At 66.8% G+C, this 20,539-nt stretch carries 14 protein-coding genes; 10 read left to right on the forward strand and 4 right to left on the reverse strand.

Features of this window, described 5'->3' with window-relative positions; genetic code table 11:
• Positions 1–18 precede the first annotated feature (18 nt).
• From P2Q00_RS28685 to P2Q00_RS28710, 7 genes are all read left to right on the forward strand, one after another.
• A complete protein-coding gene (locus P2Q00_RS28685; protein ID WP_275775878.1) occupies positions 19–2,307 on the forward strand; it encodes a phage tail protein in 2,289 nt (762 codons plus the stop codon).
• Between the two features lie 18 nt (positions 2,308–2,325).
• Positions 2,326–3,657, forward strand: a complete 1,332-nt coding sequence (locus P2Q00_RS28690; RefSeq protein WP_275775880.1) for a glycoside hydrolase family 6 protein — start codon at positions 2,326–2,328, stop codon at positions 3,655–3,657.
• A gap of 6 nt (positions 3,658–3,663) precedes the next feature.
• Positions 3,664–3,876 (forward strand): Mu transposase domain-containing protein, encoded by a 213-nt coding sequence (locus P2Q00_RS51170; protein ID WP_425579648.1) that lies wholly within the window; start codon positions 3,664–3,666, stop codon positions 3,874–3,876.
• Positions 3,877–5,201: 1,325 nt separating this feature from the next.
• The gene (locus P2Q00_RS28695) at positions 5,202–5,561 is read left to right on the forward strand and encodes a hypothetical protein (protein ID WP_275775881.1); all 360 of its coding nucleotides are present in this window, start codon (positions 5,202–5,204) and stop codon (positions 5,559–5,561) included.
• A 60-nt stretch (positions 5,562–5,621) separates the two neighbouring features.
• A complete protein-coding gene (locus P2Q00_RS28700; protein ID WP_275775883.1) occupies positions 5,622–6,560 on the forward strand; it encodes an N-acetylmuramoyl-L-alanine amidase in 939 nt (312 codons plus the stop codon).
• Positions 6,561–6,682: 122 nt separating this feature from the next.
• Positions 6,683–6,898 carry a hypothetical protein gene (locus P2Q00_RS28705; RefSeq protein ID WP_275775885.1) on the forward strand — a complete coding sequence of 72 codons (216 nt, stop codon included), beginning with the start codon at positions 6,683–6,685 and terminating at the stop codon, positions 6,896–6,898.
• A 107-nt stretch (positions 6,899–7,005) separates the two neighbouring features.
• Entirely contained in the window at positions 7,006–7,347 is a 342-nt protein-coding gene (locus P2Q00_RS28710; protein ID WP_275775887.1) for a histone-like nucleoid-structuring protein Lsr2, read from the forward strand.
• A 605-nt stretch (positions 7,348–7,952) separates the two neighbouring features.
• Here the strand turns inward: P2Q00_RS28710 and P2Q00_RS28715 are convergent.
• Together P2Q00_RS28715 and P2Q00_RS28720 are read right to left on the reverse strand one after the other, a co-directional pair.
• A complete protein-coding gene (locus P2Q00_RS28715) occupies positions 7,953–8,477 on the reverse strand; it encodes a hypothetical protein (protein WP_275775889.1) in 525 nt (174 codons plus the stop codon).
• A 32-nt stretch (positions 8,478–8,509) separates the two neighbouring features.
• The gene (locus P2Q00_RS28720; protein ID WP_275775891.1) at positions 8,510–14,566 is read right to left on the reverse strand and encodes an RHS repeat-associated core domain-containing protein; all 6,057 of its coding nucleotides are present in this window, start codon (positions 14,564–14,566) and stop codon (positions 8,510–8,512) included.
• 635 nt (positions 14,567–15,201) lie between these two features.
• On the opposite strand from P2Q00_RS28720, the gene P2Q00_RS28725 reads away from it, so the two are divergent.
• Entirely contained in the window at positions 15,202–15,795 is a 594-nt protein-coding gene (locus P2Q00_RS28725; RefSeq protein ID WP_275775892.1) for a helix-turn-helix domain-containing protein, read from the forward strand.
• Between the two features lie 995 nt (positions 15,796–16,790).
• Here the strand turns inward: P2Q00_RS28725 and P2Q00_RS28730 are convergent.
• On the reverse strand, positions 16,791–17,690 hold the full coding sequence (locus P2Q00_RS28730) for an IS5 family transposase (protein ID WP_275775894.1): 900 nt from the start codon (positions 17,688–17,690) through the stop codon (positions 16,791–16,793).
• Between the two features lie 14 nt (positions 17,691–17,704).
• Positions 17,705–18,556 carry a methyltransferase domain-containing protein gene (locus P2Q00_RS28735; RefSeq protein ID WP_275775896.1) on the reverse strand — a complete coding sequence of 284 codons (852 nt, stop codon included), beginning with the start codon at positions 18,554–18,556 and terminating at the stop codon, positions 17,705–17,707.
• Positions 18,557–18,746: 190 nt separating this feature from the next.
• On the opposite strand from P2Q00_RS28735, the gene P2Q00_RS28740 reads away from it, so the two are divergent.
• Positions 18,747–19,199 (forward strand): hypothetical protein, encoded by a 453-nt coding sequence (locus P2Q00_RS28740; protein ID WP_275775898.1) that lies wholly within the window; start codon positions 18,747–18,749, stop codon positions 19,197–19,199.
• Between the two features lie 662 nt (positions 19,200–19,861).
• A complete protein-coding gene (locus P2Q00_RS28745; RefSeq protein WP_275775900.1) occupies positions 19,862–20,428 on the forward strand; it encodes a SigE family RNA polymerase sigma factor in 567 nt (188 codons plus the stop codon).
• Positions 20,429–20,539: the final 111 nt, after the last annotated feature.

Here is a 20,539-nt window from a genome sequence, read left to right on the forward strand (position 1 = left end):
ACCCTCAAGGAACATCGCTTGCCCACCGACATCGGTACCCGTCTCGCCCGGCTGGAGAAGCTCCTGCGGAGCGCCGTCCGCGCTCCCAAGCTGGTCAACGCCAGCATCGAGAGCGGCGCGGTCGACGTGTACGACGAGAGCGGCTCGCTGCGCGCGGTCATCGGCCAGCAGCCGGACGGCACCAGCGGCGTGGTCGCCGTGAACGGGCCGCGCCCGCCGATCCCGTCCGTGCCAGAGGTGGAGTCGGTCCTCGGTGGGCTGCGCATCACCTGGGACGGCGGCTTCGCCGACGCCGAGGCTGCGCCGCTGGATCTGTCTCGTGTGCAGGTTCATGTCCTGACGTCGGCGAGCGCGGTGCCGGATGCACGGTGGCCCTCGGCGACGATCGAGGCCGCGTCGGGTGCCTCGGTCACTGTCGCGGTCAATCACTACGGCCCTGTGTGGGTGCGGCTGGTCGCGGTCAACACTTCCGGCATCCCCAGCCTCCCCTCGGATGCCGTCCGAACGATGGCTCGCCGCGCCGTCTCGGGCGACCTGGGCAACGGAGTGATCCAGCAGGGCCACATCGCGGTCGGCGCAATCGCCACCCCGCATCTGGCGGTCGGCTCGGTCACCCCCGACCAGCTCGCGGTGGGCCAGGGCACCAATCTGATTCCGGACCCCGGGTTCGAAGGGGCGGCCACCGCCAACACCGTCGCGGCTGGTGGGGCCGCGTGGTCGCTCGCCCCCGGAAACCGTACGGGCGTGGGTATCCGGCTCGACTGCACGGCGGACGCCCCCACCTACTTCACGCTGCCGCTGGCGACCGTTCCGGTGCTGGCGGCCTCGCAACTGTTCCTCGGCGTCGATGTCCTGGCCTCCGAAGGACTTGCCGCTCAGGCGGTGAAGATCCTTGCCCGGTGGGAGACCACGGCGGGCGAGGTGCTCGGCTACGGCGTCGCCGAACAGGCCGCCCCTGAGGCGGGTGTGTGGCGGCGCGTGACGGGGCAGGTCGCTGCCCCGCAAGGCACGACTCGCGCTGTCTTGTGTCTGGAGGCCTCCGCAGCCACGGCCGGATGGTGCGTGTTCGACAACGCCGAGGCGCACACGATCTTCGGTGATGCCACTGGGGGTGCCCGCGCCGAGATCGGCCCGCGCGGTCTTCGCCTGTATGACGAAGACGGCGAGGAGGTCGTGTCGTTGGTCTCCGGTCAGGCCAACTACCTGACCTTGCGCAACGGTACGACGCGGGTCGCCGCGATCGGCTCCACCGGCGACGCCTCGTTCCAGAACCTCAACGTCGCCGGAACGGTCACTATCGGCGGCGACGACCTCGCCACCCTCAACAACGGGCCACGTGGCCTCGTCGCCATTGACTGGATGGCAGCGTCGGTCAAGACCACCACAGGCACCGAGATGGGCTACATCGAGCTGGCCTTCGATGCCGAGGCCGGTCGCATGTACCGGATCGCCTACGACGGGTCCGCGGAGTGCTCTGCCGCAGGGGGTTCCTTGGTGCTGCGGCTGCGCTCCGGCTTCGCCGCCGCTCCGCTAGTCAAGTCCACCCAGCTGCAAGAGGCTCGCTTCCCTCTTTCACAGACCGCCCGCCGTCATGTCCGACTGGAGTTCACGGGCGTGTGCGCGCCTGACGATCTGATCCGCCCCGGACGCAACCGGCTTCTGCTCTCGTTCACCAGCGACAGTGGCGCTCCCGCCGGCCAGCAGGTGACGTTGACCGGGGCCAAGGGACGCCTGGGACAGATGACGGTGGAAGACGTCGGCGAACAGGTCGCCAAGACCGGCGTGTACAACACCGGCGGGGCGGTGGTCCCTGACCCGCCCGTCAAGGTCACCCGCACCTACAAGGCCGCCTGGTCCGGTAGTTACGCGAACCGGTCCGGCTACAACAGCTACTACGGCAACCAGATGGTCGGCGGCTACTACTCGTCGAACAACGGCATCCAGGCCGCGTTGGTGGGTTTCGGTGGCAGCCTCGCCTCCGACCTGTCCGGCGCGAAGCTGCTCAAGGTCGAGGTGTACCTGTACGCCAACCACTGGTACTTGGCCTCCGGCGGCACGGCTGTCCTCAAGGCGCACGGTCACGCCTCTCGGCCGGGCAAGTTCTCCGCCGATCAGAGCGACTCGAAGGCCATTACCGGCTGGGCCCGTGCCAGCGGCCGGTGGGTCGACATCACGTCGATCTTCGACTCGACGACGTTCCGCGGTATCGCGGTCGACCCCAACGTCACCAGCACCACCAGCTACGGGAAGTTCGACGGCGTGGGCAGTTCGCACCCTCCGCAGCTTCGCGTCACCTACATCAAGTAACCGGAGGAACAAGCAGCTGTGGCCGCCCAGTACGGAGACCTCGTCACCAACGGCACCTTCACTACCGGCACCACCGGCTGGTGGTCCGGCGACCCCGCCATGGTCACCCTCACCGCGCCCGGCACGGGCCTGGAGGCAACCGCCACCACCGACGCCGCCAATCTGTGGGATGCCCCGTTCGGGCAGGACAACATCACCCTGCGCCCCGGCTGCGCCTACACGCTCATGTTCACCGCCCGCGCCAGCCAACCGGGCACCACACTCCGCACGCAGGTAGGGCTCGGCGCAACCCCTTGGACACCCGGAGTGGACCGTACGGTGACGCTGTCGGCGGTGGACACGCACTTCGTCCTCACCTTCACCTCGCCTCTCGACACCGCGGCAGGGCAGGTGAGTTTCCAGTTCGGGCAGGGAACAGCGGTCACCGTCTACCTGACCGAGGTCCGCCTCACCTGCTCCACCGTCCGCGAAGGCTTCTACGCCGACCCGGATTCCAACGCCGCGAAGTGGGTCGCCGCGAACCCCGCCGATCCCCGGGCCGCGAAGATCGCCCGCTCACTGGTACCGCGGCCGACCGCGAAGTGGTTCGGCAACTGGAACAAGGACATCCAGGCCGACGTGGACGCCTATGTGACGGCTGCGGCAGCGGCCGGGCGGCTGCCGATCCTGGCGGCCTACAACATGTTCAACCGGGACAACGGCGGCCAGTCCAGCGGCGGGGCCAAGTCGCCAGAGGAGTACCGCACATGGATCGACGCCTTCGCTGCGGGCATCGGCGACCGGCCTGCCGTGGTCATCGTCGAACCGGACTCCCTCAGCCAACTGGGCAGTCTCCCCACAGAAGCGGCGCGAGCAGAACGCACGGCCCTGGTCGCGTACGCGGCCAACGCGCTCGCCGCGCGCCCTCTCGTCCGCTGCTACCTCGACGGGGGCAACGCCACCTGGATCAGGCCTGACGACATGGCCGCCCGGCTCGCGGCAGGCGGGGCAGCCAGCGCAAGGGGCTTCGCGATCGGTGTGGCGAACTACGACTCCACCGACGTCTCCTGCACCTACGGTCACCAGGTCGCGCAGGCTCTTGCCACACTCGGCGTACCCGGTGCACGGTTCGTCATCGACACCTCCCGCAACGGCAACGGTGCCATGGACGAGAACGGACAGCACGTCGACTACTGCAACCCGGCAGGCCGCCGCCTCGGCGTCCCCTCCTCGATCGGCGTCGGCGGCGCCGAATACCTGCTGTGGATTAAAGTCCCCGGCGACTCCGACGGCATGTGCGGCGTGGCCCCCGACGTTCCTGCCGGCTCGTTCTCCCCATTCCTCGCCGAGCACCTCATCGACGGCCAGTAGAGCCCAGTGCCGGTACGGCTGCTCGGACGGCGGGTGAGGGTCCTGCTGCACGCCTCCGAAGTGGTCATCTACGACGGCCGTACTGAGGTCGCCTGCCATGAACGCCTGGTCGCCAAGGGTGCCGTCCGGCTGGATCTGGACCACTACCTCTGCTGCGGCTGCCCACCAGCCGCGCCCAGTTCCCCAACCTTGTCACCGCCGCCGCCCACGAGCAGATGACCTACCCCGGTTTCCTCCTTAGCCTCGGTCGCATCCGAGGCGTTCGGTGGACGTCTCCACAGCGAACGCGTGTCGGCGCTCGCTTCCATCGGGCGTCCTGCGCCTGATGACCGCCTCGCCACGGCGTTTTCAACCGAGTTACTGAGCCGCAGCGCGTACGACACATCATCCGACGGGACCGTCGGGGCTACGCACCCGCTCGATGCATTGGGGCCTGCGGAGCGTTGTGTGGTGGCACGTTCCCCTCGAACCCCTGATGTCGCAGCCCTTGCTACCAGCGTTCGAATCCCGAAAAGAGCGTCCCTCCCGTTCACCGGAGTCTCTGGTTACTGAAATGAAGGGCTGCGGGCGGATGCTGCCCTCAGGCACTGAATCTCGGCCACGAAATCGTCGGAGAGGAAGCCCATGTCCTACAGAGATGCCCCCCGCCGTAGCGACCGTATGACCGATGCATCGGGGCAGGTGTACGGACAGCAGTCGTACGGGTCCCGCGAGTGGACTCCGGTCGTCGGCCCCCTTGGGACGCCAGTCCGCAGTGTCGATAGATTCGGCCGCGCCCTGGTCCGTGATCCGGGTCTGTTCCAGGAGCCCCGTCCCGGGAGGGACCAGCTGGGCTACGAGATTTCGAGCCGCTCCGGCCAGCCGCTCTACGAGTTGCCGCGGAAGTACGTTGTGCCACCCCAGCCTGCACCTGCGCCGACGGCTGCACCGGAAACCGAACTCCCAGATGCCGCTTTGGCTCACGCCATCATCACGCGCCTCTTCGTCGCGCACCGCAATGGGACGCTCGCCCCCGGCGAGTGGCTAGCGACCATGGCTTACCGCTACCGCTACGCCAAATTCCTCTAGAAGGACCGACCGGGCGCTCTCACGCGGTCGTGGGCCATGAGACCGGTAGCGGCCCATCGGCTCCGGTCTCGAACGGATCCGCGACCGCGCGCCCGGACTCGCCGAGGATCCTGTCGACCTCGACGGACACCTGGGCGTCGTCTCAGTCCGGATGCACCATCCACACGAGGGTGTCCGTGGACGCGGCCTCTGCGCGGCGCAGCCACTCGGCCGTGATGGCCAGCTCGGTCGGGCCCTCGCTGATGGAGTCCTGGATCAAGAGGGGCTAGCTCACGCTGTCGAAGCCAGAAGGCGAGCATGACTTGCCCGAGCAACTCGATCCCGTGAGTTTCAGCAGCATCCAGACAAGCTGGCAGGAAGACGGCGCGAACTGCCACTGGATTACTTTGCTGGCGATCACGTCGGCGTAAGATTCATCGGCTCCCTTGGGCCCCGTACGATCGAAGCAGGGCACGGGGCCGCCGGGAGTGATTGCGGTGTCCGTGCCGCCGAGTGCCGAGCCCACACTGTGGGAGCTGCACCGTGCCGTCTCGCAGTTGCGTGAGGACCTTCGCGGCGACCTCGCACAGCTCGCCGCACGGCTCGATCAGGTCGTCACCCAAGACGTGTACCGGGCAGACCAGCGGGCGGTCGATCAGCGCATCAACCAGGTCGAAGCAGGTCTGGCCGGCCTGCGCAGTGAACATGACCAGAGCCTGGAGCGTGCGGAGTTGCAGCGGCGCGAGGACCAGACGCAGGCCGCCGCGACGAGGCGGCTGGTGATCTCGTCCTTCGTAGCCCCGCTGCTCCTCATGGCCCTGCAGCTGTGGATCGTCTCGCGCGGGACACCGCCGTAGGCAGAGGGTCGAGCAGTCTCAATTTCAAGATCGGGCGCGGGGAGATAACGAGCGCCGACGTTGGCAACACCCCTGAATCCTGACCGGCTAGTCGCGGCACTGCGCGCAGAAGGCGTGCGGGTCGTCGAGCGTTCCGGCTGGCGCACCCACAACCGAAACCACAAGGGCCCGTGGGGCCCTGTCCGCGGCGTGATGATCCACCACACGGTGACGTCCGGTACGAGTAACACCGTCAGCATCTGCGAGCGCGGGTACGAGGGCCTTCCGGGACCGCTGTGCCATGGCGTGATCGCGAAGGACGGCACGGTCCATCTGGTCGGGCACGGCCGCGCCAACCATGCCGGCCGTGGTGACGGGGACGTGCTCCGTGCGGTCACCGCGGAGCGACCCCTTCCTTCGCCGAACCAGGCCGACACCGACGGCAACACGTCGTTCTACGGCTTCGAGTGCGAGAACCTCGGCGACGGTCATGACCCATGGCCTGCAGCACAGTTGGAGGCGATCGAGCGAGTCTCGGCCGCACTGTGCCGCGCGCATGGCTGGGGCTCGGCGAGCGTGATCGGGCACAAGGAATGGCAGCCCGGAAAGGTCGACCCCAAAGGCTTCACCATGGGCTGGCTCCGCGGCCGGGTCGCCGCGCGCCTGAAGTCGAAGCCCTCCGACGGCAATTCAGATACGGGATCGAAGGATGGCGGGGCAGCAACGTACGCCGTCAAGAGCGGCGACACGCTCTCCAGCATCGGGAAGAAACTCGGTGTCAGCTGGGAGCGCCTTGCTCAGGCCAACAAGATCACGGCCCCGTACGTCATCAAGGCTGGGCAGAAGCTCACGATCCCCGGGAAACCCGCAGGTGGGACGTACACGCCGCCTCCGTTTCCGAACGGTTTTGCTCCGGGCCGCTCGTCACCGTCTGCGAAGGGCCTTCAGCAGGCGCTGAAGGACACCGGCTGGCTCGACCGCTCGGTACCGCTCTCCGACAACTACGGTCCGCAGACCTAGAAGGCTGTGGCCAGCTTCAACCGCAAGCACAACCTCTTCACCACCGGCCGCCCCAACGATCCTTCGATCGGACACCGCGGCTGGGACCTCCTGCACCAACTCGCCTACGGGAACTGATCACCTTGATCGACTTCATTCACGCCCACAGCACCCGCCTGTACGCCATCGCCGCCGCGACACTGTCCCTGATCGCCTACTACGTTCAGGACCTGCCGACCGGACTGATCCTCGCCCTGGTCGCCGCGGTCCTTGGCACCGGCGAAGCCATTCAGCGCATCGAGGATCGAAAGACCCACCAAGCTCTACTGCTCGACCCTCCTTACGCCGACAGGAGCTGAAGCCTGAGCGCCTCGATGCCTTGGTGACGGGACGGAGAGATAGCAGCGCCGGAGCCCAGCTGCTTGCGATTGCGGGATGTGCCTCTGCGTGTCCTACGATCCCCCTCATGGCCCAGAAGGTAGTCACAACATATGTCGACGATTTGACTGGCGAGGAATCGTCGGAAATCGCCACGCACAGCATCCTCATCGACGGAGCTGGGGTCGAGATCGACCTCACGGATGAGAACTACGAGAAGCTCCTTGAGATTTTGAACCCCTATCTCCATGCTGACGGCGCTCGCAGGATTCGTGGTGCCGCGAAGGCGAAGGGGACGTCCAAGGCGTCGGCTGGCGGCAGGGAGGACTCGTCGGCGATCCGGGCTTGGGCGAAGGCAAACGGCTTCGAGGTCAGCGATCGCGGTCGTGTTCCGGCCGCCGTCCGCGAGGCCTACGAAAAGGCTCGCTGACACTCGTCGAAAGATGGTGGCCCCTGCTGTTGCGGGGGTCACCGCGCATTCCGGGGTCAACGACAGTACCCGGTATGCACGGCCTGGCGACGCCAATGCCAGGCTTGCACTCAGTCCGCGTGCGGGTAGTTATCACCAATCATCGACGCCTCCGGCATTCCGCAGACAACCGCCGGTGTCGCGGTCGCAATCGCCGCCGCGGGCGGCATCACCCGAGTGATGGCCCTGCCAGCGGTGCACAACCTCTGCCGGACTGGCTGTACCGCAGCAAACCCGAGCCATGGCCCTCTCCGGGGGAAGCCACGCTGCCCAGCGACGCTTAAGCATCCGCCGCTGGCTCCCGCGCCCGACTTGGGGTGGGGGCATTCGTTTCGGCCACGATGGGCAGGAGGCTGATCTTTGTCGCCTTCGACCTGCTCCGGGCGGGCGCCGATCGGCCTGCTGCTCCCACGGCCGCCCACGGTCGTCGTCGACTTGGTCGCTGTGCTCGACGAGATGGTCGTCATCACCGCACGTACGCGCGACGACTCGACTGGATCGGTGTCTACCGCACCATCGTCCGTTCGCCCTTGAGCCGTCTCCGGCTCAAGGGCGAACGGATTTACTCAGGCTCTCCGCGACAGGTTGCTCTGGATGTCGGAGATCAGTGAAGCGATCTTCTTCATCCGGGGCGGGCTGCCCGGGAAGAGCAGCGGGTGCCGTGGTGCGGCCTCGAGAACGATCGATTCCCGGGCGACGCTGACGGTGATGCGCGCGAACCATCGGACGCTTGCACCCATGTCGATTTCCCAGGAATCCGAGCGGTAGAGCGTCAACCCTCTTACGCCGGGCATGGACCGGATGGATTCCAAGGCGTGATCACCCTGTTCAGCGGCTTCGGCTGAGCTGAACGTGACGCGGTGGACCGACCGCAGCGAGGCTGCTGTGATCCGCTGCGTTCGGTGTACTCGTACGAAGTGCGCTCCGGTGATCACTGCAGAGATCACGGCGGCCATGATCGGAGCCCTCTCCAGGGCGTGTGCTCCGGCCTGGGGAACGGGGTAGTAGAACACCCCTTCCAGGAACAGGAGGACCGTCAGGCAGAGGAACAGGAACGCGAACTGTGCGGCCAGCATGGCGATTCCGAACATCACCATGCTCCTCACTCCCGCGTCTTCCCTGGTCACCAGCAATTTCTTCCTCCCACCGATTCGGGATAAAGGGGGAAGAAGAGGATCCCGATCGCATGCCACTGGGGGAAGGTGGTTTTCATTGCGAAACATATGTGGTGATTGTGGGCGCGGTCCGCTGCATCGATGATGGCCGACGTCATGTAGCCGAAGTAGCCGGCGATGAACGTCGCACAGTACGCGTTCCCCTCACACATGGCCAGCCCCAGCAGGGCGCCGACTGCCGCGCCTACGGCTGCGGTGGACCAGCCCCAGTCCGCCATCAGGTTGTACAGATGGTTGCTTCCCCAGTGGCTCAGGTAGAAGGTGCAGGTGACGTACCCGCACGTGGCGTGGCCGTGAGGGAAGGTCCAGCGCCCGGAGATGTCGCTGTTGTTGACGGGGTTCTGGTCGGCGAAGTCGTAGGCGTTGGCGCTGCCTCCGGGAACGGGGTCGCGTTGGTCGAAGCGGCCCAGGTAGGGGTTGTAGCCTCGCACGCCCATGAGTATCTGCCCGGCTTGGCCGGTGCTCTCGCGCTGGGCGCCTGCCGCCCATCCGTACGAGGCCGCCGGGCCTGCTTCCACCATCCCGAACTCGGTGTACGTGGAGGTGGAAGCGACGGAGTTGCTTGCGAGATCCTCCGTGGCCATGAGGTCGCCGTGCAGATCCATCAGCTGCAGCGAGACACCCGATGCCGTGACTGTGGCGGCCAGATGGTCGTCCGGCCCCAGCACGTTCCGCGTCCACGCGCCGTTGGACGCGGTGATCAGATCAGGCTTGTCGGATTGGTTGGCGAAGTCGTTGGTGAAGGTGATGCCGCTGCTCGCGACGGTAGTGGTGGACACGCGAGTGCCCGTCGGGTCCAGCGTCCAGCTGCTGGTGTTGCCGGCCTGCGTCTGGCTCGCGAGCATTCCGTTGGCGTAGTAGCCGGCGGTCAGATCGCCAGAACCTCCGGCATCGGCGGACGGGGTGGTCGTGATGTCACCGAGCGTGTCATAGGTGAATCCCGCGTCGGTGATCCGGTCCGCTGCGTCGTACGCATGGTTCTCAATGGAGCTGGTGCTGGTCTGACACGTGCCGTCCGCCTTGGGGGCGCTCGTCGTCAGCTTCGTACGGTTGGAATCAGCCTCGTAGCCGTAGGCACGTGTGGTGCACTGGCCCGACTGCGTGTCGGCTACGGCGGTCAGCCGGTCCGCAGCGTCGTAACTGTACGTCTTGGTGTTGGACAGCTCCGAGCGGCTGGTCCAGTCTCCGGCGTCGTTGGTCTGGACGGAGTCCGTCAACGAACCGGACCAGTTGCTGTTCGTGTAGGTCAACGAGGTTGCGGTGCCCGTCGCGTCGAATGTGTAGGTCGCTGTGGTGCCGCCGGGGTAGGTCTCGGTGACGAGGTTGCCGTCCGCGCCATAGGCGGCGCCGAAGTTCCCGGCTTGTGCGTCCGTCTCGCTCGTGAGACTGCCATCGTGCACGCTCCCGCCGTTGTAAGCGTAGGTCGTGGTGTCACCGCTGTTGCTGCGGCTGATGACGCGTTCGGCAAGGTCGTAGCTGTAGTTGGTGACCCTTCCGGTGGCGTCCGTGTAGCTGCTGGGGTCGCCGAAGTCGTCGTAGGCGGTTGCCAGGTCCGCCGTCGCGTTCCCCGAGGAGTCCAGGCTCTGCAGATCGGTGGGCAGGCCCGTCGTGGAGCTGTAAACGGTCTTGGCCGGAGCCACCGCGGATCCCATACCGGTACCGGTCGTGGAGACGGCACTGCGCGTTGTACGCCCGGCCGCATCGTAGGTGGTGGTAGTCGTGCGGGTGGCGGTAGTGCCGTCAGCCTCGGTGTACGTCTCGGTCTTGGTCAGTGGTTGCAGGTAGACGTTGTAGGTGTAGGTGGTGACCGGAAGGCTCGCGAGGCCGGACGTGTTCGGCTGGGCGGCGGGTTTGGTCTTGCAGATGAGGTCGGCCCAGACAGGCTGGTTGCCGCAGGCCCCGTCGACACTGTTCGTGCCGGCGGTGTAGTAGATGGTCTTGGTGGTGCCGGCGGCGGTCCCGGCGGTGTCGCTGGGCTGGCTGCTGGCGATCTGCAGGGGCTCGCCGCCGTACAGGCTGCTGTCCTCGTTGAATGCCACGGTTTTGGTGATGTTGAGGTGGCCGGTACCTGGGTCGGTCACGGTTTGCAGCGGGGTTCGCAGCGTCCAACCTTCGTTGTCGCTGCCGTTGTCGTACTTGTACCGGGTGGTGCGTGCGTCGACGTCTCCGTTCCCGGGAACCGCCGTGCCGAGGCTGGCACTGACGGTCTGGGTAGTCACCAGGTCGTACGGGTTGCCGTTGGCGTCCTGGTCGTTGTTGGGAGCGCCTTCGTCGTAGACCTGGTGTGTGTGGGTGCGGATGAGCTGGCGGTCTCCTGCGGCGTTTGCCTGGTGGGCGGGTCCGTAGCTGTCGAGCGGTTGCGTACCGTCCGCGGAGTAGACGGTTTCGGTGTCGAGTTGGCGGGCGACGCCGGCGGAGTTGGCGCCCGCGGCGAGAGCCGTTGCGCGGTTGGCCGCGGTGAGTTCGCGGACGTCGTTGCCGTAGGAGTCGTATTCGGTGGTGTTGATCTTCCAGCCGTTGATGTAGCTGGCGGTGTTCACCTCGCGGCCGTCGGCGTCGTAGTAGTAGATCTGGGCGTAGGTCCAGTCGGAGGGCGGGGTGCTGGTGGGGGCGTGGTCGGGCGGGAAGACGGCGACCGCGGAGGTGGGGATGTCGCTCTGGCCCCAGGTGGCCACGGTGCTTGCGTCCATGTCGGCCGGCCCGCCTGCGGAGACGGTGAGCGGGACGCTGTAGGCGATGACGCTCTTGGCGGTGAGGCCGCCGTTGGCTGTGTTGTGGGTGCGGCTGACGTAGGCGAGTTTGCCGTAGTCCCTGCTGCTGGCGGTGTCGTTGTAGGCGAGCACCCAGGGTGCGAGGGAACCGGGGGTGGACTGGGCGGGGCTGATCTGGGTCAGCCGGCCGAGATCTGCGTCTCCGGTGGTCTCGTCGTAGGTGTAGGTGGTCTTCAGGTCTGGGCTCGTGCGCGGGTCCCACTCGGCGACCAGGCGGCCGCTGCTGTCGTAGCTGTACTTGGCGACCGCGGTGCTGGTCAGGTCGGTGCCGTCAGAGGTGAGGAAGTCGATCTCTGAGACGTTCCCGGTGGTGCTGTCGTAGTTCAGCTTCAGGCCGCGGCAGCCGGTGCTCCAGCTGCTGCTGGTGGCCGGGTAGGGGCAGGCGGCGGTGCTGGACTGGCTGACCGCCGCATCGGGGGCCACCACGAGCATCAACTTGCCGTAGGTGGAACTGCTGCTGGAGGGGTCGTAGATGTAGCCGGTGGAACGGCTGCTGCCCGGCTGGGTGACGGTGGAGGGCAGATACTGGCCGCTGGTGCCGCCGGCGGGGGTTTTGAGCACCACCTGAGTGCCGGTGCTGTCGGACAGGGTGAAGCCGGCCGAGTTCTTGGTCAGTGTGAGCCCGCTGGCTGCGGCCGAGCCCAGCGGCATGTAGGAGGTGACGCCGCCGGTGGTACTCCCGGCGTCGAAGGCGAGAGTAGATCCGTCGCTACCGGTCAGAAGCGCGTAGCTGCCCTTGTCGGTGATCGACGACCAGGAGGCGGAGGTGCCGGCGACGGGCAGGCTGGAGGTCCAGCCGGGGCCGAAAATACTGTTTGTGTGGGGATTGAGGGAGTTGAAGGTGCGCGAGACGCCCAGTCCGCTGCCGTAGGTGGCGATCGACACGTCGGTTGCGGACACGGCCCCGTTGCCGGACTGCAGGCCCACCGTCACGGGTCCGACCGTGGTGGTCCCGAAGTCCACGCCGCTGCCCAGGCGGTCCAACGTGGTGGTAACCGGGTCGGTGGTCACCGTGGTGCTGCCGGAGTCGTTGGTGAAGACCGCCTTAAGCTGGATCGGTCCGTCGTCGCTGAGGGACTCGGTCACCTTCCAGGTGAGATAGGGCGACTGCACGCCTTCGGCGTTGCTGACCGTGGCGATGGGCCACACGTTGGAGCAGCCGCAGTCGAAGGTGGTCTCCGAGGGCACGTCCTGGAAGGATCCGCTGGTGCCGAGGCGGTACTTGAAGGTGACCTTGGTGTAGCCGTCCGGGGCTGCGGCCTGCAGCAGGATGCCGGCGGAGGTCTGGGATCCGTCGGCCGGGGAGAGCATGGCCGAGGAGCCGACGCCGAACGTATAGGTCGCCGGGTCGGACTGGACGCCGGCGTCGTCGACCATGGAGACCTCGAGGGTGTACAGGCCGGCGGCGGTGGGATTGATGGTCACCTGGGAGCCGGTCGTCCACTTCCAGGTCACCGGGTCCGAGCCGTGGCGCAGCCCGTAGGAGTAGCCCTCGACGTAGGAGGAGGTGTCGGAGAGGGTGCAGGTGGTGCCGCCGGAGATCAGGGTGTGCCAGGCTCCTGTGGTGTAGCCGCTGCAGGAGATGCCGGGTTTGGCCGGGGTTTCCACATCGACGGTGAAGGCGGTGGCGGCGGACCAGCTGCTGTACTCGGTGCCGTCGTAGGCGCGGACCTTGAAGGAGTAGTCGCCGTTGGCCAGGGCCGAGGCCGAGGTGGGTGTCCAGGTGCCGGTGGCGCCGGAGGCGACGAAGCTGCTGGCGCCGGAGGCCACCACGGAGGAACCGGAGAGCACCTGGAACTGGTACTGCAGCGGGTCGCTGTCGGCGTCGGTGGTCGAGGCGGAGAAGGTGGGGGTGGCGGAGCTGCTGTACTGCTTGCCGTTGGAGGCCGGGTTGTCCGGGGTGAAGGACGTGGTGCCCACCGGCCATGGGGTGTGGTCGTAGGTGAGGGTGAAGGTGGGGTTCTGGCTGAAGGCGACGAATCCGTTGGTGTTTGTCTCGTTCTGGTTGACCAGCCCGGCGGTGAACTGTCCGGTGTACGTGGAGTCGGTCAGGATCGACTCGACGTAGCTGCCCACGTCCCACGAGACGTTGGTGTCGGGTGCGGTGCTGCTGGTGGTGAACGTGGCGGTGGCGGGGCCTGCCAGCTGGGTGGGCTGGTTGTTCCACGTGGTGGCGTTGGAGATGGAGCCGGTGGAGTAAAGGTTCACCGAGTGCGAGGCGCTGGTGGCCATGTCGGTCTTGGTGACCTCAGCGGTCACCGTCGCGGACAGGACCTTGGAGGTGGCGCCGTAGGCGTCGCCCGGCAGACCAAAGGAGTAGTAGGAGCGGTCGATGCCGCTGCCGTCGTACCCCACGCTCATGTTGCCGTCGAAGGTCCAGTACCAGTCCGACGCCGTCGGATACGCCGACTGCACCTCGACGAAGGAGAGCCAGGTCGGCCCCACGGTGTAAGAGGGGTCCACGAAGACGGGGTACTTCGTCGCCGAAGCAGACAGGAAACTCGACGGGATCTTCAGGTGCTCACCGTGGTGAGCAATGCTCACTCCGACAGCGGCGCGGTGTGCTCCCTGGCCTGGGTGCACGACGGTGGATTTCGTGGGATCGGCTTTGCCCACGGTCGAGTCCCAGGCCGTGGGGGCCGGGGACTTGAAGACAGTCGAGCCCTTGGCCGTCTTCACCTTGACATTGCCATGCTTGTCAGATTTGGCCGTCAGGCCCTTGCTGGCAGACATGCCCAGTGTGAGGTGGGTCAGCGCCTTGTTGGCTGCCGCCGCCCTGTTCTTGACGACCAGCACCTCTTCAAAGCTTCCCGCCGCTTTCGCGGTCAGCACGAGGTCAACGCCAGGCAGCACATTCGGGTAGGTCGCGCTGGCCCCGCTGGCTTTCGGGGCGGGAAGTTTGGAGGGCCAGGACAGCGACAGAGAGCCCGCGCGCGAGTCCATCGTCGCCAGCGTGGTGTTTCCGCCGCCCGAAAGCTTGAGGCCGGACTCGGCAGCCTTCGGTGCCCAGGATCCGTCCCGGTTCTTCACCAGGGTGGGGTCTACCGGCACCCAGGAACCGGACTTCTTCACCCAGCGAGGCTCGGCACTGGCCTGGTAGGTCATGGTGCCGTTGGGGTTGGCGAAGGTCTGGGCGAACGGCGTGCGATCCGACAGGACCTCTACCCGGTGATGCTGCTTACGTGCCGCCATCATCGCCGCCACAGCATCCGGCCGCTTCTTGACCTTCTTCACCGTGGCCGAGTGAGCTTTAGGCGCCGCTTTGGCTGACGCCGGGAAAGCAGCCGCCGTCCCAGCAAAGGTACCGATCAAAGCGGTCGCGACCACGACGGCCGTCGAGCGTGCCAACGGCAAGCATCTCAGTCGCCTCCTCATGAACCTACGCGCGTGCATGACACCCCTCCGCACTAAGCCCTTACAGAAATCACACAAGCGCGGAGATCATGACAGACGGCCGAGGGGCGGAAAGAGGCCTCGCCAGGCTCAGGCGGCACCGGCGGCCACACAGCCTCTCAGCAGGCAAGACGCCAGCCGAGGACCGATAGCCCAGGGTAACTTCAGGCGCGGCAATGCCCGATATGCACCCTGCCCTCGTCTCGAAATGACGCACAGTCAGCGAAACCTGCACCCTCAGTCGAGGGGGAACGGATACGAAACCATTGCAGAACTTTTAGAGGATAGGTCAACGAAAGGGTACGAAGGCATCACTTATGGCTTGACGTAGCAAACATCCTTATAGCGATCCTTTTCAACTGGCTGCCTGATCGGGTGCCTTCGCGTATCGCACAGAAGTACCCGGAGAACAGGCGAGGCTCCCGAGCGATCGAGTGCGATGCCTGAAGCCGTAACTCGTCTGCCAGGAAGCCTCGTTGACCGTCTACCATGCCGCACGCAAACTGCCCCATGCCCTCGTCGAACTGGTCGCCATGCTCATCGTCACCGTTGATGGTGACCCGAACTGCAGGCTCCGTCCGCACCAACGCGCCCTGGTCGCGCTGGCGTACCTGCACAAGCACGAGACGCCGGCCCCGCTCGCCGCCGGCTTCCGGATCAGCGTGGGCACCACCCACGCCTACGTGCACGACGTCGTCAACCTGCTCGCCCGCCACGCACCCACGCTCGCCGAGGCGATGCGCGAGGCCGACCCGGGCTTCCTACTGCCGGACGGGCCGGTCACCAAAAGCGACAAGCTAAACGACGGCACCACGGACTACAGCGGCAAGAAGAAGTGCCACGGCGTGAACATCCAGGCCGTCACTGCCCAGGACGGGGGCTCGTGTGGTTCTCGCCCGCGTGGCCCGGCCGGGCCACGACCTGACCGCCGCCCGCGAACAGGGCATCATCGCCACCTGCGCAGCACGGGGCATCGCAGTCCTGGCCGACAAGGCGTATGCCGGAGCCGAGGGCACGGTCGAAGCACCGAGCAAGGCTCAAGCGAGCTGCGGACTCCCGGACAAACATAAGCAGTTCAACAAGGTCCATCCCCGTCTCCGGGCCATCACGTCGGGACATGGTCCGGTCGCCGGCGCCCCTCGGCCTCACGTGTTCCCGCCGATCGCGAGAACGACGGAACCCTGGCACGAGCGTCACCAACGTCATGGCCAGCAACACCTAGAGTTAACTCGCGCCGTTATCCGAAACAGATTCCACGATGACAGTGCCCGTCAAGACAGAGTATTTCCCGTTTTGTTCCTCAGACCAAGCCCAAGTACCGACGGGACTCCAGCCCAGTTGCTTCAATGCAGCCGCGCGCCGAGGGCTGCTTGGAGGAAGTCGCTCACGTTCGAAGGTGTAGGACGCCCCAAGCGAGACCTTGACTAGCCAGCAACCCGACGCTCGGTCGAAATAGGTGTAGGCAACTGAAGTGGCCTCGGCACTCAAGCCCTTGCCCCAATCATCGATCTTCATAAAATCTTCGTCTATGCTCCAGCCAGACTTCTGTATTTCTGCTGGTCAACGGCCTGCCGGTGGGGAGTCTAGCGGGGGTTTGACGTACGCGGGCCGGACTTGGCCCGGCTGTGCCACCGACTGGTGCCCGCGCCGCATGTAGTGACAGTGCAACGAGCAGTCCGTTGTTGTGATCCACGATGCACCAACGAATGCTTGGGACCTGGAACTCGAAGAACTCTTCCTGCGGACCTGAGCCCGCTTCTCCCGGGTGAAGGACGACGCCGGATGCGGGGCTGTGTCCGCGGGCTGCTTGGCCTCGGTGTGCCGAGGAATAGCTGGCAGCTCGCAGCGTACGCAGGCCCCCACGGTTTGCGGCACCCGCTCTCCCGCAGCCGGTGGGACTCCGATGGCCTGCGCCACGGCACCAGCCGCACTCCGACCGGCGATCCCACCCCGAACCGGCTCTCCTCTTTCTTCGTCGGCTGCCCGAGGCATCCGCTGGTTCGGCGTCCCCCGGTTCGACCCCGGGGTCGGGCTCCATGACCGCCTCTCCGCTAGGTCGTGTCTCTCAACTTCGTAGCCAGGTGATGACGGCCGCCAGTACGGCTGCAGAGCGATAGACGATCGCGAGTTTGTCGTAACGGGTGGCCAGACCTCGCCACTGCTTGAGCAGGTTGAAAGATCGTTCCACGACGTTCCTGCGCTTGTAGGTCTCGGTGTCCAGAGCGCGGGGGCGTCCGCCGCTGCGGCCCTTTCTCTTGCGGTTGGCCTGCTGATCGGCGCGTTCGGGGATCACCGCGCGGATGCCACGGGCTGCGAGGTCCGCACGGACCTGCTTCGAGGAGTACGCCTTGTCTGCGAGCAGAGCGTCCGGTGTAGTGCGCGGCCTGCCGCGGTCGAGTCGCGGAACCCGGATGTCGCCCAGAAGGAGGGGAAGGACCTGCGCGTCGTGGACCTGGCCCGGAGTGACTATGACGGCCAGCGGGCGGCCGTTGCCGTCCACGGCGTGATGGATTTTGGTCGTCAGGCCGCCGCGGGACCGGCCTATTGCGTGGCCCGCCGGCTCACCCCTGGTGGCAGGGGCTTCGCTCTTGCTGTGGCGGGTGGCGGCGCCGGTGTCCTTCTCCGGCCGGGCCGTGTTCGTGGCGTGCTGGTGGGCCCGGTTGATCGTCGAGTCCATTGAGACCGTCCAGTCGATCCCGCCGATTGAGTCCGCCTGGGCGGTCAGCTGCGTCAGAACCGTGTCCCAGGTGCCGTCCGCTGCCCACCTGCGATGACGCTTCCACACGGTCTGCCAGGGCCCGAACGCTTCGCGGGGCAGGTCTCTCCAGGGGATTCCGGTGCGGTATCGGTAGATGATTCCTTCGATGATGCGGCGGTGATCGGCGAACGGGCGCCCTGCCTTCCCTGCGTTGCGGGGAAGGCAGGGCGCCAGGCGAGCCCATTGCTCGTCGGTCAGCAGGCGCATGCGCCCGCTCGTGGTCACCGAGGCTGGTAGGCGGTGGCCAGCACGGAGACGGTGACCTCATCGGGCAGGAGGCCGTCATCGGTCAGGTCTGCACGGCTCACGTGGCGTGCGCTCGGCGTCATCGTCACCAGATCCAGGGCATCCAGCCTGGTCAAGGGTGCGGTGTACTCCACTTGTTCGGTGACGGTGCCCTCGAAGAATGGGTCCAGTGCCCGGTGCAGGCGCTGTTCCTTGGCCGGGTCGATCGTGACCATCGCAGGCAGCCGGTCACGCAGCTCGGCCAGGTGCCGCTTGGTGGGACGGACCACGATCAACCGGCCGGTCGGGCGCAGCACGCGGTGGAACTCGGCCGGGTTGCGCGGGGCGAACACGTCCAGCACGACATCGGCCACCCCATCGGCGAGGGGGAAGGGACGAAAGACGTCCCAGGCCACCGCCGCGGCTCGTTCGTGGGCTCGGGCTGCCGAGCGCAGTGCACGCACCGAGGTGTCCAGGCCCAGACCACGGGCGCCGGGCAGCCGGTCGAGTACGCCGGCCAGGTAGTAGCCCGTGCCGCATCCCACGTCCACGACCGTGGCCTGCTCAGCGGCGGCGTCGGCCGCCAGGCGGGCGCCGACGTTGCGGATGGGCGCGTAGGTACCGGTGGACAGGAACCGGTTCCGGGCCTGGACCATGGCTGTGTCGTCGCCGCTGGTGGCGCGGGTGCCCGTCAGCAGGCCGGCGTAGCCGTGGCGGGCGATGTCGAAGGTGTGGCCTCCCGGGCAGCGCAGTGCGCCGCGGACGGGGTGCAGATGGCGCGTGCGGCACGTCGGGCAGCGCAACAGGCCGAGGGAGAGTTCGAGGGCAGGGGGAAGCGACACGGGCACGAGGCACTCCTGGCAACGGTGAAGGGAAGAGACCGTGCCTGCGCGTGCTCGGAGCCTCACTGCCTCCGGAAGAGACGGGCAGCGTCGGGCGCGTGGTTCATGCAGCAGGCACACCAAGGAGGGCGACGCCGTCCGGCATCGCCCTCAATGTCTTCCGGTCACAGGAAGCAGCAGTGCGGGGTGCTCATGAATGCCACGTCATGTCTACGAGCATCCGCGAAGCCCCTCACGCCCCAACGGAGTTGGGAGACACGACCTAGTCGGTGGTCTCACCCTGACGGGCATCGGCTCCGCCGAGGCGGACAGCATCCAGCAGCACATCGCATCACAGACGAGCAACGTCGCCCACGCCGTCAGCGGTGCCTCTGCGGCCTCATCGGGGTGGTACGACTGCAACGAGCGCACCGGCACCTGGCACGACAAGAACACTGCGGGCGGCTTCTGCAACGGCAAGGGCCCGCACTGGTCCTACCAGACTCACGCCCAGTGCAAGGACGGAACCCTGAAAAGCGGGGCACGGCGGTGGGCCGGCGACACCCGCTGGTCGTACGCCTACTGCGCTGGGCACCGCGGCCTCCGCCAGGCCTGGGTGAACATGTACTACGACGGCCAGTACAGGGCCAAGAGCATGGACATCCTCTGAGCCCTGGCACAGCGTCAGATCCGAGCGGGGGCACGGCCTCCTGACGGAGGCCTGCTCCTGTTCGACTTCAAGGTGCGCGACCGCCCAGGGCACATCGGTGACGTCTTACGACGACACCCGCGTCCACATCACCTGATGCCCGGCAGAAGGGCACGCAGTGCACTGGCAGTAACGAGACGTACAGCCGCATGCTCATCGACGCGGCCGTGACCTCCTGGGGCTTCGCCGACGCTCACATCGGCGACACCCCGTACGAGTTCTCCGCCACCACGCTCTCGTACTGACCTACTCCCTGACAGACGACCGTTCATGACGGGACGTCACGCCAAGGGGCCGGGGTACCGGCCGACGCGAGGGGATCGGCCGGCACACCGGGCCCGTCCGCAGACCGGTGGCCTGCGGACGGGCCTCGTCTGCCCTCCAGGTGACCGGCTCCCCGCCTGCTTGGGAAGGCGCCGACGGAAGTCCCCGGGCTCCTTCCCGAGCACGACGGCCGGGCGATGCTGTCGAACTGCCGCGTTCCAGCGCCTCGGCCATCCTCCACCGTGATCAAGGGGCGACCGAGGAACAGACGGCGCCGGGGTCGTACCTCGACCCGGTGCCTTTTGCCGTCAGCCCACGCCGCGCATCCCTGCCGCCCTCTCACGAAAGGAACTCCACGCATGAACCGGCGCAAGCACCTTGACGAGGTGCTGGAATTCGAGGAGTACGTCCGTACACGGCATGACACTCTGCTGCGCAGCGCCCGGCGCCTGGTCCCCAACCCACTCGACGCTCAGGATCTGCTGCAGACGGCACTCGTACGGATGTACCGCCACTGGGAGGGCATAGCGGACAAGCAGTTCGCGGATGCCTACTTGCGCCGCATCATGGTCAACACCCGCACGGAGTGGTGGCGAGCCCAGAAGCTGAAGGAGCTCCCCGCAGAGCAGCTGCCGGAGGCGAGCATCGAGGACTGCACCGAGCAGTGCGCCGACCGCGCGCTGCTCATGGACGTCCTCAAGGTGCTGGCGCCCCAGCAGCGCGCGGTTGTCGTGCTGCGGCACTGGGAGCAGATGACCACGGAAGAGACGGCCACCGCGCTCGGCATGGCGCCCGGAACCGTCAAGAGCACACTTCACCGGGCGCTCACCCGGCTCCGCGAGGAGCTGGAGGCCCACGGCCTCGGCACTGAGTCGACGTCAGCCGCTGGTCGTGGCTACGCAGCGGCCGACCGTCAAGGCTACTGACGCGTAATCGCCGTAGCAGCTCGTGGGCCCGGGCGAATCCGGTGCGATCTGCCGTCTTCGTGGCGGGGCCTCATCTGCGGATGCATCACCTCATGAAAGCCGACGGGCGGC

Source organism: Streptomyces coacervatus, from assembly GCF_029223485.1.
Lineage (GTDB): Bacteria > Actinomycetota > Actinomycetes > Streptomycetales > Streptomycetaceae > Streptomyces > Streptomyces coacervatus.